At 76.0% G+C, this 1,474-nt stretch carries 2 protein-coding genes and 1 pseudogene; 2 read left to right on the top strand and 1 reads right to left on the bottom strand.

Annotated features, from left to right (window positions below):
• Positions 1-669 (top strand): urease accessory protein UreD (locus G3I42_RS31935; protein WP_203607622.1); only part of this gene is annotated, 669 nt, incomplete at its 5' end.
• 14 nt (positions 670-683) lie between these two features.
• On the opposite strand, the gene G3I42_RS31930 is transcribed toward G3I42_RS31935, so the two are convergent.
• The gene (locus G3I42_RS31930; RefSeq protein WP_164291176.1) at positions 684-941 is read right to left on the bottom strand and encodes a DUF4190 domain-containing protein; all 258 of its coding nucleotides are present in this window, start codon (positions 939-941) and stop codon (positions 684-686) included.
• Positions 942-1,174: 233 nt separating this feature from the next.
• Here G3I42_RS31930 and G3I42_RS37195 point away from each other — a divergent pair.
• Positions 1,175-1,474: pseudogene (locus G3I42_RS37195) on the top strand (hypothetical protein); the annotation flags it as partial.

Below are 1,474 nucleotides of genomic sequence, written 5' to 3'. Positions count from 1 at the left end.
GTGCGCCGTACGCGGGGCACTGCGGGGGCCGCGCATGTCGTGCTCGTCGGGGCGATGGGCGGCCCGCTCGGCGGGGACGCGTACGCGGTACGGGCCCAGGCGGGCCCCGGGGCGCGGTTGCGCGTCGGCTCCGTCGCCGCGACGCTCGCCCTGCCCGGGCAGGCCACGCCCCGCTCCACGTACACCGTGGACCTGGAGGCGGCGGCGGACGGGCACCTAGAGTGGCTGCCCGAACCCGTCGTCGCCGTCGCGGGAAGCGACTTCGCGCAGCACACCCGCGTCACGCTCGCCGAAGGCGCGCGCCTCGCGCTGCGCGAGGAACAAGTGCTCGGGCGCAGCGGCGAGGTGCCGGGCCGGATCACCTCGCGCCTCACCGTCCGCCTCGCCGGACGCACGCTCCTGGACCAGGAGACGTGTCTCGGTACGGGCGCCCCGCCGGGCTGGGACGGCCCCGCCGGTACGGCGGGACTCCGCGCGATCGGTCAACTCCTCGTCGTCGCACCGGAATTCACGGAGTGCGAGTCCGGCGCGCACGCGCTCGCGCCCGGCGCCGTGCTGCTGCCGCTCGACGGGCCGGCCGTCCTCGTCAGCGCGCTCGCCCCCGACGCACTGCGCCTGCGCCGCCTCCTGAACGAGGCGGCGCAGGCGCTGGGTTGCCCGGACGCGTGAGGACACGCCCCGGGTCAGGCCCCCACGTAGAGACCGAACCCGTTGGTCGCCATGAGGATGATGCCGAGGACCAGGTCGACCGCCCCGAGGACGAGACCCGCCTTGGCCATGCCGGGGCGGCCCGTGCCGCGCAGCGCGACGTAACCGAAGACGAGGGCCAGCAGGCCCAGGAGGATGGAGAAGAAGAAGAGTCCCACGATGCCGAGGACGAGCGACGCTATCGCCAGGCCGCTCGTCGTCCCGCGCGTCCGTCCCGCTCCGTACCCGCTCATGCGTACCCCTTTTCGTCGGAGGCCCCGCCGTGTGCGGTCGCCGTCAGCGGACGGGTTGCCCGGAACGGGCCGGTCATGCCTGGCCGTTCGCGCCGGGCCGTTACGAGGGCGCGGGAGCGGTACGGGCCCGGATGTTCACGGACGGGTGCGCGGTGGTAAACCATGCGTAGGCGTCCGGTGTGGGCCCGGGGGGTCGGGACACGGGTGCCGCGCACGTACCACAGGGGGAGCACATGACGGGACCTCAGCAGGGCGCGCCCGGAGAGCCGGAGGACGCGAGAGCCACGGGCGGCGAAGGCTTCGGGCCCGCCTCCGGTGGCGAGTTCGGCCCACCGCCCCAAGGCTTCGGCCCGCCCGGCGGCACTCCGCAGGACACACCGCCGCGCCCGCCGCAGGACCCGCGGCCGGGCACCGGCTCCGGCGCCGCCCCCGCCTACACCCCGACCGAGCCCGGAATCCCCACCCAGCCCGGAACCCCGCCCGAGTCCGGCGGCCCCACCCAGCCCGGAACCCCCGCTCAACCCGGAATCCCC

Source organism: Streptomyces sp. SID11385 (assembly GCF_010548245.1).
Taxonomy (GTDB): Bacteria; Actinomycetota; Actinomycetes; order Streptomycetales; family Streptomycetaceae; genus Streptomyces.
The sequence above is the reverse complement of the archived record's forward strand: the minus strand, read 5'-3'. Positions and strand labels throughout refer to the sequence as shown.

Excerpts from the sequence above, each read along its gene's own strand:
- G3I42_RS31930 (WP_164291176.1), bottom strand. The coding sequence starts at position 941 with ATGAGCGGGTACGGAGCGGGACGGACGCGCGGGACGACGAGCGGCCTG.